This window comes from Streptomyces yerevanensis (assembly GCF_000716805.1).
GTDB lineage: Bacteria > Actinomycetota > Actinomycetes > Streptomycetales > Streptomycetaceae > Streptomyces > Streptomyces flaveus.
In genome coordinates, this window is the sequence record NZ_JNWJ01000014.1 from 185357 (window position 1) to 198544 (window position 13188).

The following is a 13188-nucleotide window of genomic DNA, read 5'->3' on the forward strand; positions in this document are numbered from 1 at the left end:
CAAGGGCGGTGGTGGGAGACGGGCGGGCGTACGGTGTTCTCGACAGACCGTCGGCCTGGAGCGACACTTGTGCGGCCCACCCAGGCCCTGGAGGAAGGTGTCCGCGTGCCCCGCCGCAGAATCGGCTTCTGGTACCGCTTCGCAGCGGTCCTGTGCAAACCGCCGTTGGTGGTTCTGATCAAGCGGGATTGGCGTGGAATGGAGAACATTCCGGCCGAGGGCGGATTTATCGCCGCGGTGAACCACAATTCTCATCTGGATCCGTTCGCTTACGGGCATTACCAGTACAACACCGGGCGCGTTCCACGCTTCCTGGCAAAGTCCGCGCTTTTCGGAAAAGGATTCATCGGGACCGCGATGCGCGGCACCGGACAGATTCCCGTGTACCGCGAGAGCACCGACGCACTGAGCGCCTTCCGGGCCGCCATCGCCGCCGTGGAACGCGGGGAGTGCGTCGCCTTCTATCCGGAGGGCACCATTACGCGCGATCCCGGCCAGTGGCCGATGATCGGCAAGACCGGCGCCGCACGCGTCGCGTTGCAGACCAAGTGCCCGGTGATTCCGGTCGCCCAGTGGGGAGCCAACCTGCTGCTGCCGCCGTACGCGAAGAAACTCAACATCCTTCCCCGCAAGACCCATCACGTGCTCGCGGGACCTCCGGTGGATCTGTCGCGCTTCTACGACAAGGAGATGACCCCGGAGGTCCTGAAGGAGGCCACCGAGGTCATCATGGCGGCGATAACCACGCAGCTGGAGGTGATCCGCGGCGAGAAGGCGCCCCAGACGCGGTACGACCCGAAGCAGGTGCGCATCGAGCAGCGGCGCAGGGCGCAGGCCCACGAACAGCGGCCACACGAAAAAGCAGAACAGGAAGAGGGGCACGGCAAGTGACGACATCCGGCAAGCCCGTCAAGGCGGCCGTCTTCGGGACCGGATCGTGGGGCACGGCCTTCGGCATGGTGCTCGCCGACGCCGGATGCGACGTGACGTTGTGGGGACGGCGGGCCGAACTCGCCGAAGCGGTCAACTCCACGCATACGAACCCCGACTACCTGCCGGGCATCGAACTCCCCGAGAACCTGCGCGCCACCACGGACGCGGCCGAGGCGGCCCGCGACGCGGACTTCACGGTGCTCGCCGTCCCCTCGCAGACGCTGCGCGGAAATCTCGCCGAATGGGCTCCGCTGCTCGCTCCCGGCACCGTCCTCGTCTCCCTCATGAAGGGCGTCGAACTCGGTTCCGCGATGCGGATGAGCGAGGTCATCGAGGACGTCGCCAAGGTCGGCGCGGACCGCATAGCGGTGGTCACCGGACCCAACCTGGCCCGGGAGATCGCCGCCCGGATGCCGGCCGCCGCGGTGGTCGCGTGCAGCGACGAAGCGGTGGCCCAGCGCCTCCAGTCCGCCTGCCACACGCCGTACTTCCGCCCGTACACCAACACCGACGTGATCGGCTGCGAACTCGGCGGCGCCGTCAAGAACGTGATCGGTCTCGCCGTCGGCATCGTGGACGGCATGGGGCTCGGCGACAACGCCAAGGGCTCACTCATCACCCGCGGGTTGGCGGAGACGACCCGCCTCGGCCTCGCCATGGGCGCCGACCCGCTGACGTTCTCCGGACTCGCGGGCCTGGGCGACCTCGTGGCCACCTGCTCCTCGCCGCTCTCGCGCAACCACACCTTCGGCACCAACCTCGGCAAGGGCATGACCCTTCAGGAGACCATCGCGGTCACCAAGCAGACCGCCGAGGGCGTCAAGTCCTGTGAGTCCGTGCTGGATCTGGCCCGTCGCCACGGCGTCGACATGCCCATCACGGAGACGGTCGTCGGCATCGTCCACGAGGGCAAGCCGCCGGTGGTCGCACTCAAGGAGCTGATGGCGCGCAGCGCCAAGCCGGAGCGGCACTGACACTCGGGAGCCCGGCGGACGCTGACTCACCGCCCTACCAACGGGTACTCTCAACGCGATATGAGCACCGAGAACCTCCCCCAGAGCCCTGGGCAGACGCCTCGTAAACCGCGTGTGGCCATCGTGTTCGGCGGCCGCAGCTCCGAACACGGGATCTCCGTCGTCACCGCCGGCGCCGTCCTGCGCGCCATCGACCGGACGAAGTACGACGTCCTGCCGATCGGCATCACCCAGGACGGCCGCTGGGCGCTCACGGCGGACGAGCCGGAGCGGATGGCCATCGCCGACCGGCGCCAGCCGAGCGTGGAGCAGCTCGCCGAGTCCGGTGAGGGCGGGGTGATCCTCCCCGTCGACCCGTCCAACCGCGAAGTCGTCTACAGCGAGCCCGGTTCGGTTCCCAAGGCGCTCGGTGAGGTGGACGTCGTCTTCCCGGTGCTGCACGGCCCGTACGGCGAGGACGGCACCCTCCAGGGGCTCCTGGAGCTGTCCGGTGTCCCGTACGTCGGCGCGGGTGTGCTCGCCTCGGCCGTCGGACAGGACAAGGAGTACATGAAGCGGGTGTTCACCTCCTTCGGGCTGCCCGTCGGCCCGTACGTGGTGATCCGTCCGCGTGAGTGGGAGCTCGACGAGGCGGGTGCCCGGCGGCGCATCGTCGACTTCGCGGGCGAGCACGGCTGGCCGCTCTTCGTGAAACCCGCGCGCGCGGGGTCGTCGATCGGCATCACCAAGGTCGACGACTTGGGCGGCCTCGACGAGGCGATCGCGGCGGCCCAGCAGCACGACCCGAAGATCATCGTGGAGGCGCTGCTGCGCGGTCGCGAGATCGAGTGCGGGGTCCTGGAGTTCGAGGACGGGCCGCGCGCCTCGGTGCCCGCCGAGATTCCGCCGGTGCAGTCCCACGAGTTCTACGACTTCGAGGCGAAGTACATCGACTCCGCCCCCGGGATCGTGCCCGCGCCACTCACCGACGAGCAGACCGCCGAAGTGCAGCGGCTGGCGGTCGCGGCCTTCGATGCGGCGTCGTGCGAGGGTCTCGTACGGGCGGACTTCTTCCTCACCGAGGACGGCGACTTCGTGATCAACGAGATCAACACGATGCCGGGCTTCACGCCCATCTCCATGTACCCGCGCATGTGGCAGGAGAGCGGGGTCAGCTACCCGGAGCTGGTGGACCGTCTGGTGCAGGCGGCGCTGCGGCGCTCCACGGGGCTGCGCTGAGCCCTGGCGGTCCCCTTCGTGGAGTGCGAGCTAGTCGGCGATCCCTTCGGGGATCGCCTTCTTGATGGGCGCGGCGAAGTCGACGAGCGGGCCCGCACCCTTCGCGGCCTGCTCCTTGCTGAGCCCGACCTCCACGTACGCCGTGCGCAGACCCGTGGTGAAGACGTACGAGCCGTCGTCCTGTTCCTGTACGAGCCAGGCCACGCCGTTCACCTCGGTCGTGGACGCTTTCGGGTCGAGCATCTCCGCGGGCCGTTCGACACCACAGCGCAGTATGATCGCCGGACTTCCCCAGCCCGCGGTCAGTGTGGACCGGGGCTCGGGATCCTCCCGGTCGAGACCGTCCACCTTCGGCGGCAGCCGTTCGTCCAGGTTCTGACACAGCTTGATGACCTTCGCGTCCGGGCTGGGAACCACGGCCGAAGCGCTGTCGTCTGCCGAGGAGCAGCCTGTGGCGGAGATCAGCAGGACGAAGGCGGGAAGACCGAACTGCCGGGAACGGAACAAGTTCACCGGCACAGGGTAGACGGGGGCTACAGGTGCACCACCGGGCAGGTCAGGGTACGGGTGATGCCGTCCACTTGCTGGACTTTCGCGACCACCATGCGGCCGAGATCGTCCACGGTGTCGGCTTGGGCCCGCACGATCACGTCGTACGGTCCGGTCACGTCCTCGGCCTGGATCACCCCCGAAATCTTGCTGATCGTGTCAGCGACGGTCGACGCCTTGCCGACCTCCGTCTGAATCAGGATGTACGCCTGTACCACGGAACCTCCAGGGCGGCCACGAGGATCATGTGGGGAAAAGGAACGCCACGGTATCGCGTCGCCGCTCACCGCGGGGAGACCTGCGGAGACCGGGCTTGCGGGCCGGGGCGGCACATACGGCACAAGTTGGCGGTCGGCTCGACCGTACCCAGGTCGGTGACGGCTCGCGACCGGGCAGCGGCAGTAACAGAAGGAGACGTACGACAATGAAGGGAACCGTGGGCGAGTTGGGGGAGTTCGGGCTCATCAGAGAGCTCACCTCACGGCTCACCACCACCCCGGCGGTACGCGTCGGGCCGGGCGACGACGCCGCCGTGGTGGCCGCCCCCGACCGCAGGGTCGTGGCGAGCACCGACATCCTCCTTGAGGGGCGGCACTTCCGCCGCGACTGGTCCACGGCGTACGACGTCGGGCGCAAGGCGGCGGCGCAGAACCTCGCGGACATCGCCGCCATGGGCGCCGTCCCCACCGCATTGCTGCTCGGCCTGGTCGTCCCGGCCGAACTCCCGGCCACCTGGCCCTCCGAGCTGATGGACGGCCTGCGCGACGAGTGTCAGGTCGCGGGCGCGGCCGTGGTCGGCGGCGATGTCGTGCGCGGTGACACCATCATGGTCTCGATCACCGCGCTCGGCGATCTGCGCAACCACGAGCCGGTCACCCGCGGGGGTGCCCAGCCCGGCGATGTCGTCGCCGTCACGGGCTGGCTGGGCTGGTCCGCGGCCGGCCACGCGGTGCTCTCGCGCGGCTTCCGCTCGCCGCGCGCCTTCGTCGAGGCCCACCGGCGGCCCGAACCGCCGTACCACGCGGGCCCCGCGGCCGCCGGGCTCGGTGCGACCTCCATGACGGACGTCAGCGACGGGCTGATCGCCGACCTCGGGCACATCGCGGAAGCCAGCAAGGTGCGGATCGACATCCGCTCCGGCGCTGTCGACATTCCCTCGCAGATGAACGACATCGGGCAGGCCGTCGGCGTCGATCCGCTCCAGTGGGTGCTCACCGGCGGCGAGGACCACGCGATCGTCGCCACCTTCCCCTCGGACGTGAAGCTGCCCGCCCGCTGGAAGGTGATCGGCGAGGTCCTCAACCCCTCGGCGCTGCCCCAGGTCACGGTCGACGGGGCGCCGTGGACCAGCAAGGGCGGCTGGGATCACTTCGGGGACATCGAGTCATGAGTGCCGTGGACGGAGTGAGTGTCCGGGGTGCTCCGCCGTGTGTGCTGACGGTCGCGGGTTCCGACTCCGGTGGAGGGGCCGGAATCCAGGCCGACCTGAAGACGATGCTCGCACTCGGCGTGCACGGCATGAGCGTGCTCACGGCGGTCACCGCCCAGAACTCCCTTGGTGTGCAAGGAGCTTGGGAGCTTCCGGTGGAGGCGGTGCGGGCCCAGTACCGCAGCGTGGTCGACGACATCGGGGTGCAGGCGGTCAAGACCGGGATGCTTGCCTCGGCCGAACTCGTCGAGGCCGTCGCCGAGTTGATCGCGGGCACGGACGCGCCCGCCGTCGTCGACCCGGTCGGAGTGTCGAAGCACGGGGACTCGCTGCTGGCCGCGTCCGCCCTGGATTCCGTACGTACGAAGCTGCTGCCCGTCGCCACGGTGGCGACGCCGAACCTCGACGAGGTCGTCCAACTCACGGGCGTACGGGTCGAGTCGGAGGACGGGATGCGACGGGCTGCGGAGGCTCTGCTCTCGTACGGGCCGCAGTGGGCGCTCATCAAGGGCGGCCACCTCAGTGGTGATGCCGTGGATCTCCTCACCGATGGCTCCGAGGAGCACTGGCTGCGCGCTCCCCGGCTCGACAACCGGCACACTCACGGCACCGGCTGCACCCTAGCGTCCGCGATCGCCTCGGGACTGGCGAAGGGGCAGTCCGTACCGGAGGCGGTGGCGGCGGCCAAGGAGTACGTCACCGGGGCGATCGCGGCGGGGTTCGCGCTGGGGGGCGGGATCGGGCCGGTGGATCATGGGTGGTGTTGGGAGAGGGAGCGCACGTAAGCGTTCGCGTAAACGCTTGCGCAAGCGTTTACGCTGCGGCGATGCAGGCGTTTACGCATCTGTCCGGGCACGGCAAAAAGCCGGCCCACCCTTCGGTGGACCGGCCATGCAGCGAACCAGCAGTGGCCGCGCGCTAGCAGAGCGTCAGCGCGAGACCTTGCCGGCCTTGATGCACGAGGTGCAAGCGTTCACGCGCTTCGGCGTCCCGCCCACCACGGTACGGACGCGCTGGATGTTCGGGTTCCAGCGACGGGACGTACGGCGGTGTGAGTGCGAGATGTTGTTGCCGAAGCCCGGCCCCTTGCCGCAGACGTCGCAGTTGGCAGCCACGGGTCACTCCAAAGACTTCAGATGCTCTTACGGTTGATCCCGGCATGCCGGGATCAAGATCAAGGAATCCAGGATCTGAGTGGCGGTGCCAGGGAGAAGGCCCGATCGGATCGGGCAACCGGAGCAGCATACAACGACTGCGTCCGTACAACGAAACTACCATGGTCGGCCCGGGGGCCTGCCCCGGCCCTCTTCCGGCGGAAACCTGACCTGGGTCTACGCTGCGTCCCACGTTCGCTGCTCAAGGAGGCGCAGGTGCCACAGGTGCCGCAGGTGCCGCAGACATTGGATGCTCTCGCGGTGCGCGCCTGGTGCGGACTCGCGCTCGAGGCACTCGGTCGCGCGCGCGAGGAGATCGACGCGATCAACGTCTATCCGGTCGCGGACGGGGACACCGGCACCAATCTGTATCTGACCGTGGAGTCGGCGGCCGGGGCGGTCGAGGCGGTCTTCGCGGCGCACGACGCGGTCTCCGGCGAGGCCTCCGGTGCCTCCGCGTTTTCTGGTGCTTCCGGTGCCTCTGGCGAAGGGGCGGCCGAGCGGCCGACGCTTGCCGACGCGGTGCGCGCGATGGCGCATGGCGCGCTCATCGGGGCCCGGGGGAACTCAGGGACGATCCTCGCGCAGCTCCTGCGAGGCATGGCCGAGGTGCTCGCCGCCGACGATGAGACTGCCCGCACCGACGGCCAGGGACTGCGGCTCGCCCTCAGGCAGGCGGCCGACTCGGCACGGCAGGCCGTCGCGCACCCCGTCGAGGGCACGGTCCTCACGGTCGCCTCGGCCGCCGCCGACGCGGCCTCCGGGGCAGAGGGCGACTGCGGGACGGTGGCGCGGGCGGCGTACGAGGGGGCTCGTGCCGCCCTCGCGGCGACTCCGGGGCAGTTGGCGGCCCTGAAGCGGGCCGGAGTGGTGGACGCCGGCGGACGGGGACTTGTGGCCGTACTGGCGGCGCTGGTCGAGACGTTCACGGGGGAGGCACCCGGCGCTGCGGCGGCGGTGCCCGTTCTCATGGGGCACGCGCGCGTGGAGGCCGCTGCCGTGGAGCCGCTCGGAGACGTGGGGGAGTGCGCGGACCCGGCCCCGGCTCCGGAGGAGGGCGGGCCCGCGTTCGAGGTGATCTATCTCCTGGAGGCGGACGGCGCCGCCGTGGACCGGCTGCGGGAGCGGCTCGACCAGCTGGGCGACTCGCTTGTCGTGGTCGGCGGTGACGGGCTGTGGAACGTCCATGTGCACGTCGACGACGCGGGCGCCGCCGTGGAGGCGGGCGTTGAGGCCGGGCGGCCGTACCGGATCCGGATCACGCACTTCGGGGCCGGTGACGCGCATATGGCGGGCGCCGCCGGGCGGCCGGTCCGTGAGCGGGTGCAGCGCGCGGTCGTGGCCGTGGTCCCTGGAGAGGGGCTGGCCGGGCTGTACACCGAAGCCGGGGCGACCACCGTCCTCGCACGCCCGGAGGAGCCGCCCGCGAGCGGAGAGCTCGTCGAGGCGATACGGCGGGCCCACGCGCGCGAGGTGGTGCTGTTGCCCAACGATGCCGATCTGCGGCACACGGCTGCCGCTGCGGCCGAGCAGGTCCGCGCGGACGGAGTCCGGGTCGCCCTGATCCCCACGCGTTCCGCGGTGCAGGGGATCGCGGCGCTCGCCGTGCACGAGCCGGAGCGGCGCTTCGACGAGGACGTCGTCTCGATGACCTCGGCGGCAGGGGCGACCCGCTACGCGGAACTCGCCGTCGCGGAACGCGAGTCCTGGACCATGGCCGGCATCTGCCAGGCCGGTGACATCCTGGGCCTCATCGAGGGCGACGTCGCGGTGATCGGCTCCGACATCACGGCCACCGCCGAAACCGTCCTCGACCGCATGCTCTCGGCGGGCGGCGAGATGGTCACCCTGGTCCTGGGCGACGAGGCTCCCGGCACCATCGCCGCCCACCTCGAAGCCCGGGTACGCGAGTCCTACCTGGCCGTCGACACGGTGGTGTACCGGGGCGGTCGACAGGGCGCGTTGCTGCTGATCGGCGTGGAGTAGCACCCCGAGCCGAGGCGTGGGTTCGGGCAGGCCGCCTCGCTCTACGGCTCCTGGGTCTCCGCTCCCGTGACGCGCAGAAGGCGTTCCGCCTCCGCCCGTCGAGACGCCACCGTTTCGTCGGAATCGTCAGCATCCTCGGAGTAGTCGGCCTCCGTGTACGCCGCGAGAACCACGCGCGCGCGTGCCGCCGCCGCTTCGGGGCGCTCGAGGTCGGCCTCCAGCCAGCCGGCGGCGAGTTCGGCGCCCGTACGGCTGTGGAGGCCTGCTTCGCCCAAGGAGGCGAAGCCTGTGACGGCTCGCGTGATGTGGGCGAGAGACTCCTCGAACACGGCGTTGACCGACTCGTCGTCGGCGGCGTCGCCGGCCACGGACCGTGCGATCAGGTCACCGAACTGCCTGTGTGTATCGGCGAGTTCGGCGACGAGCCGGTCACGCGCGCCGTCGTCCTCCGGTACGGCGGCCTGGCACTCCCGGACCGCGGCCGTCATCAGCTCCCGTGCCGCGTCGGGCCCGGAGCCCTCCTCGCGCGCCGCGAGCCACGCGCGCGCCCGCAGGGAGCGGACCAGCCCGTGGACGTTGCCGAGGGACCGCCACAGGTCACCGGCGCGCTCGTAGGCACGCTCCGCCTGGTCGGGCAGCCCGGCGTTCCCCAGGGCTTCCGCGGCGAGGTGCGCGAGCATGGCGTGGTCGCGCTGCTCGGGCCAGTGCCGGGCGATCTCGGCGGCCTGGAGCCAGTGCTCGGCGGCCTCGCGGTGCTCTCCGAGCTCGGTGAGACAGTCGCCGAGCCACCATCGGGTCTGCACGAGCGCACCGTCGCCGTGGGTCTCCGCGGCCAGCTCGGGCAGCGCTGACTCCAGGACCTCCGCGCCCTCCGCCCACCGCCCCTGGCCCACCAGGAAGCCGCCGAGCTGATGCCGGGCCCAGGCGCCCAGCGTGGCCCCCTCGCCGCCCTCGTCGGCCCAGTACGCCGCCTCCAGGGCGTGCTCCACGGCGGGCCCGAACCGGCCGGTGGCGCCGAGTACTTCGGCCAGCTGGAGGTGCAGCTGAGCGTGGCCCGTCGCCTCCAGGTACGGCCCGCCGTGCTCCAGCGCCGCCCGGGCCGCCCGCTCCGCCGCCTCGGCATCACCCAGGTGGCGTGCCATGCCGGTGAGCCGGGCCTCGTACTCCACCGCGAACCACGGCAGCCCGGCCGCCACGAACGCCTCCGAGGCCCGCGTGAGCAGCTCCGTGGCCCGCTCCACGTCCCCGGCGTGCGCCGCGAGCTCCCCGAGCATGGCATGCGCCTCCGCGGCGCGTGAGGCGACCAGGAGGTCGTCCCCGGTGTGCGGTTCGGCGAGGGCCAGCAGCTCCCGCACGGCGGACTCCGCGGCGGCGAACGCCTCGGCTCCCTCGTCTCCGGAAAGGCCCCTCTCGTCCTCCTCCGCTGCCTCCTGCACCCGCTGCAACAGGATCCGCGCCCGCCCCACCAGCACGGAGGCCGCCTGCTGGACCCCGGTTCCGCCGTCGGCAAGGAGGGCGACCACTCGCTCGTACGGCTCCGAGACCGCGGCCAGCGCCTCGTCGGTGCGGCCGGAGAGGGCCAGTACGTACGCTCCACGCGCGCGTGCGGCCATGGCCTCGCCCGGGTCGCCCGCCTCGGTGTACAACTCGGCGGCGCGGGCGAACAGTTCCACGCCCTCGGGACCGAGGCCCATCGCTTGGTGGTCGGTCATCTCCGCGCGGTCCCGGGGTGCCAGTTCCTCGTCCCCGGCCGCCTCGGCGACCGCGGCCCACGCCGCGACGGATTCCGGGTGCAGCGCCGCCGAGAGCCGGCGGGCCTCGGCGAGCAGCGCGGACAGGTCCGGCTCGGCGGAAGCGGCCGCGGCAGGTGTGTCGGCGGCAGTACGGGCGGGCGCGGGCCTCACGGGCACCGTCATGGTCCGTGCCCGTACGCCCAGCGGCAGCCGGTCCACCAGCGGCTGTCGGCTCATGCGCTCCCGGGCGAGGGCGCCGACGTACGCCGTGCCGTTGCGCTCGTCGAAGCGGGTGGCCAGCGAAAGGGCCTCCCCGCGCGCGTGGGCGGCGAGTTCGCGTGCGGTCCACGTACGGCCTGCCGGGCCGGGCACCGGCTGGTCGCCCCGACCGAGTTCGGTCACGCGGTCCATCAGGAGGGCCACCACGGACATGAAGTCGAGCTTGCTGCGCGGTTCCCCGGAGTCCGTGAAATACGCCGGACGCTCCGCCAGCAGCTCCAGGCCGCGCGCTTCGTTGCCGGTGAGCGCGCAGAACTCCACATGGTCGGCGTACGCGCCCCGCATGCTCTCCATGGGCCGCACCAGCCGGAAACCCCGCAGATGGTGGGTGCGCGCCTCGTCGAGGCGGCCAAGACGCAACAGCGGGAGCAGGGAGGACGCCAGCGCCGTGTGCGGCTCGTGGGCGCAGGTGTACTCGCCCTCCAGGACCGGCTGCCACAGCTCCAGTGCACGGACGTCCTCGCCCCGCTGGGCCTGCCACCAGCCCTGGCCGTGCAGCTCACAGGCGTGGCAGTCGGCCATGGTGTCCCGGTCGGCGGCCAGCCACGCCGCGTACGCCCGCTCGGCACGCGCCATGTCCCCGACATGCGAGGCCACGCTGAACTCGGCGCTGCGCACGGCCCGTTCGGAGTGCCCGGCGAGGCGATAGCGGTGCTCCATCTCGCCGAGCCACTTCTCGATGGAGGCGAGCGGAATGTGCGGCTGGCTCAGCATGCCGGCCGACATCCACTTGAAGACCCAGTGCAGCGAGTGGACCTCGTACTCGTCGAAGTCCTCGGGCCGTTCGTCCCACATGCGCAGCAGTCGCGCGAAGGGGACGAACATCTTGTCCTTCTCGGAGCTGTAGTTGTAGACCTTCAGCTGGTGCCCGAGCGCCTCGATCACGGCGAGCGGAATGTTCAGCTTCTCGGCCTCCGAAAGCAGCTGCTCCGCGCGCGCGTTGCGGGCGGGGCCCTCCGGCTGCTCGTAGTTCTCGGCCATCGCCCGGCGCAGCGCCTCGAAGTCCATGGTCGCGCTCATCGGCCGCCCTCCTCCGGGGAGTTGCTGTGGGTGGCCCACTCCAGGAGGCCGATGAACGCACGGTTCAGGAGTGCCGAATCCGCGGGGCGCAGCGGTCGCTGCGCCATCAGCAGGGCCTGCCCGTAGAGGGACTCCGTGGCCGTTCCGATCAGCTCCGGGTCGTCGAGTGAACTGACCTTCCGGATGAGCGGGTTGAGGTGGTTGAGCACCAGCCGCGCGCGTGGGGCGCTGCCGCGCAGCGAGCCGAGGATGCCCGCCCACAGGTCGTCGGCCTGCTCCTCGGCGTCCGCACGCGCCTGTTCGTGACGCACCGACCGGTCGTCCAGGTGCAGCGCGGGCACGGAGAGGGGATGGAAGGCGCGCAGGACGACATCGCACCCCAGGGGGTCGAGTCTGGCCCGCGCGGCCCCCAGGAAGCCGGACAGCGCCAGCTCCACGGCCGGGTCGACCGCGTCCAGGTGCGCGGTCACCGTGTCGGCGTCCAGCTCGGCGACCACCGTCCCCGGGCGCACCGAGGGCAGCGCCTCGACGAGCTCACTGTCGTACGTGTAGCCGCCGTTGATCACCCCGACGCCCTGCGCGGAGGCGATCGGGGCGACCTGCCGGAACTCCTCCACGGTCCGCGTGAAGTGCACCACCGGGTGCCGCGACGCGAACTCCTCCAGGGACAGCCGCCCGTCGCTCGTCTCGAAGGGCAGCCACGGCAGCATCGTGCGCAGCATCTCCTTGTCGTGCCGCGCAAGGGACTTGACGCCCAGGTGGTGCACCGACAGGAAAGCCGCCAGCCGCTCCGGATCGCCCGCGGCGAGCCCGGTCAGCCAGGACCGGATCCGCTCGCCCAGCGCCTCCCGTACGGCCGCCAGGGTCTCGTCCTCGTACAGCGCCTCCCGTGAGGCGGTGGGCCGCAGACTGTCCGTGTCGAGGACGCAGCGCACGAAGAACGCCCAGTCGGGCAGCAGCTGTTCGGCCCGCTCGGTGAGCAGCATGCCCTTCAGGTGCACACGATGACCGGCGCGCTGGGCCGGGCTGACCGCGGACGGCAGCACGTACGCCACGCCGCGGATCCCGGCGAGCGGCACGTCCAGCTCGATGGAGTCCAGCGGCGTGAAGCCGAACAGGTCGTGACAGTGCCGCGCCAGGGCCACCCTTCGGGTGGTGGGAGAGGGGTACGAACGGTTCCAGGGCGCCGGAAGGTCCGTGACCGCCTCGTCGCCCACCCGGACGTCGTACGGCAACAGCGACCCGAAGTCCCGGGCCAGCGACAGCACACGCTCCCCGGACAGCCACTCGGCCGCGCCCGGGCGGGCCACCAGGTGCACGGTCGTACCCGGTTCGGTACGGGCCTCATCAGGCAGCGTACGGACCGTGTACGAGCCGTCGTCCGTCGCCGTCCACTCGACGGGCGGTGCGTCGGGCGTACGCGCGCTGCGGCTGACCACCCGGATGCGCTCGGCGACCACGAAACAGGCCAGCAGGCCGATCCCGAACTGCCCGAGGAAGTCGGAGCGCGCCGACTCAAGACCGTCGTCCCGCTTGGAACTGCGGCCGATCGTCGCGAGGAGGTTGTGCACGTCCGCCTCGGTGAGCCCGATCCCGGAGTCCTCCACGCGCAGCGTGCCGGCCTCCGTGAACAGCCGCACCCGGGCGGGCGCGTCCGGCTGCTCGGCGCGGCGGGCCGTGATCGCGTCCACGGCGTTCTGCAGCAACTCGCGGAGGTAGACCTTGGGGCTGGAGTAGAGATGGTGGGAGAGCAGGTCCACGAGTCCGCGCAGGTCGACCTGGAACGTATGGGGTGACTGAGATGCCTGGGAAGACTGAGAATCCGAAATCTGAGAGTCCATCGTCGCTGCGCCGGTGGGGGGACGGGCGACGGCGCGGGGTCGGGCGGTCCCGAGGAAAGATGACCGCGAACA

Annotated in this window: 11 protein-coding genes; 6 read left to right on the forward strand and 5 right to left on the reverse strand. The window is 71.2% G+C overall.

Going from position 1 to position 13188, the window contains the following annotated elements; translation table 11 throughout:
* Nucleotides 1-105: 105 nt before the first annotated feature.
* The 3 genes from OP79_RS17155 to OP79_RS17165 are packed head-to-tail and all read left to right on the forward strand — an operon-like array spanning nucleotide 106 to nucleotide 3125.
* The gene (locus OP79_RS17155) at nucleotides 106-891 is read left to right on the forward strand and encodes a lysophospholipid acyltransferase family protein (RefSeq protein WP_033321191.1); all 786 of its coding nucleotides are present in this window, start codon (nucleotides 106-108) and stop codon (nucleotides 889-891) included.
* Nucleotides 888-1907: an NAD(P)H-dependent glycerol-3-phosphate dehydrogenase gene (locus OP79_RS17160; RefSeq protein ID WP_033321083.1), complete on the forward strand. Its 1020-nt coding sequence runs from the start codon at nucleotides 888-890 to the stop codon at nucleotides 1905-1907. Before OP79_RS17155 ends, OP79_RS17160 begins: the two co-directional genes overlap by 4 nt.
* Nucleotides 1908-1967: 60 nt before the next feature.
* The gene (locus tag OP79_RS17165; RefSeq protein ID WP_033321084.1) at nucleotides 1968-3125 is read left to right on the forward strand and encodes a D-alanine--D-alanine ligase family protein; all 1158 of its coding nucleotides are present in this window, start codon (nucleotides 1968-1970) and stop codon (nucleotides 3123-3125) included.
* Nucleotides 3126-3155: 30 nt separating this feature from the next.
* Here OP79_RS17165 and OP79_RS17170 read toward each other — a convergent pair whose 3' ends face one another.
* Both OP79_RS17170 and OP79_RS17175 read right to left on the reverse strand, forming a co-directional pair.
* The gene (locus tag OP79_RS17170; protein ID WP_033321192.1) at nucleotides 3156-3638 is read right to left on the reverse strand and encodes a DUF3515 domain-containing protein; all 483 of its coding nucleotides are present in this window, start codon (nucleotides 3636-3638) and stop codon (nucleotides 3156-3158) included.
* Between the two features lie 20 nt (nucleotides 3639-3658).
* Complete coding sequence (locus OP79_RS17175) at nucleotides 3659-3892, reverse strand: Lrp/AsnC ligand binding domain-containing protein (protein ID WP_033321085.1); 234 nt, start codon at nucleotides 3890-3892, stop codon at nucleotides 3659-3661.
* Between the two features lie 206 nt (nucleotides 3893-4098).
* Between OP79_RS17175 and OP79_RS17180 the strand changes: the two genes are divergently transcribed.
* Together OP79_RS17180 and thiD are read left to right on the forward strand one after the other, a co-directional pair.
* Complete coding sequence (locus tag OP79_RS17180; protein ID WP_033321086.1) at nucleotides 4099-5064, forward strand: thiamine-phosphate kinase; 966 nt, start codon at nucleotides 4099-4101, stop codon at nucleotides 5062-5064.
* Nucleotides 5061-5888 (forward strand): bifunctional hydroxymethylpyrimidine kinase/phosphomethylpyrimidine kinase, encoded by an 828-nt coding sequence (gene thiD / locus OP79_RS17185; protein WP_051744713.1) that lies wholly within the window; start codon nucleotides 5061-5063, stop codon nucleotides 5886-5888. Before OP79_RS17180 ends, thiD begins: the two co-directional genes overlap by 4 nt.
* Nucleotides 5889-6032: 144 nt before the next feature.
* Here thiD and rpmB read toward each other — a convergent pair whose 3' ends face one another.
* Nucleotides 6033-6218 carry a 50S ribosomal protein L28 gene (gene rpmB / locus OP79_RS17190; RefSeq protein WP_003993230.1) on the reverse strand — a complete coding sequence of 62 codons (186 nt, stop codon included), beginning with the start codon at nucleotides 6216-6218 and terminating at the stop codon, nucleotides 6033-6035.
* Between the two features lie 264 nt (nucleotides 6219-6482).
* Here rpmB and OP79_RS17195 point away from each other — a divergent pair, with 264 nt between their 5' ends.
* The gene (locus OP79_RS17195) at nucleotides 6483-8243 is read left to right on the forward strand and encodes a DAK2 domain-containing protein (protein ID WP_033321194.1); all 1761 of its coding nucleotides are present in this window, start codon (nucleotides 6483-6485) and stop codon (nucleotides 8241-8243) included.
* Nucleotides 8244-8284: 41 nt separating this feature from the next.
* Here OP79_RS17195 and OP79_RS17200 read toward each other — a convergent pair whose 3' ends face one another.
* Both OP79_RS17200 and OP79_RS17205 read right to left on the reverse strand, forming a co-directional pair.
* Nucleotides 8285-11275 (reverse strand): tetratricopeptide repeat protein, encoded by a 2991-nt coding sequence (locus tag OP79_RS17200; RefSeq protein ID WP_211270813.1) that lies wholly within the window; start codon nucleotides 11273-11275, stop codon nucleotides 8285-8287.
* Complete coding sequence (locus tag OP79_RS17205; RefSeq protein WP_033321087.1) at nucleotides 11272-13116, reverse strand: HSP90 family protein; 1845 nt, start codon at nucleotides 13114-13116, stop codon at nucleotides 11272-11274. The genes OP79_RS17200 and OP79_RS17205 overlap by 4 nt, the downstream gene beginning before the upstream one ends.
* Nucleotides 13117-13188: the final 72 nt, after the last annotated feature.